The sequence below is a fragment of the Streptomyces sp. P17 genome, from assembly GCF_032436805.1.
GTDB lineage: Bacteria > Actinomycetota > Actinomycetes > Streptomycetales > Streptomycetaceae > Streptomyces.
Genome location: NZ_JAVRBF010001178.1, coordinates 1 through 253, shown reverse-complemented (window position 1 = coordinate 253; position 253 = coordinate 1). Strand labels below are relative to the sequence as shown.

General features: G+C 66.8%; 1 protein-coding gene. It reads right to left on the bottom strand.

Going from position 1 to position 253, the window contains the following annotated elements; translation table 11 throughout:
* Window positions 1-166 (bottom strand): IS66 family insertion sequence element accessory protein TnpB (tnpB, locus tag RMT89_RS46390; RefSeq protein WP_399499075.1); only part of this gene is annotated, 166 nt, incomplete at its 3' end.
* Between the last annotated feature and the right edge of the window lie 87 nt (window positions 167-253).

Below are 253 nucleotides of genomic sequence, written 5' to 3'. Positions count from 1 at the left end.
CCTTGATCAGCGAGCCCCGCCGCCCGCGGAACACAAACAGGTTGCCGTTGTGTGGATTGCGATGCAGCGTCTCCTGCACCAGCAGCGCCAACCCATCAAAACCCTTGCGCATGTCGGTGTGACCCGTGGCCAGCCAGACCTGCACGCCACTCGGGACCGGGATCATCGCCGTCCCACGTCCCTGGCCAGCGTCTTGATGATCGCCGAGACCGTTGCCGGATCGGCCGCGCCTGCGATCCGCATCCGGGCTCCG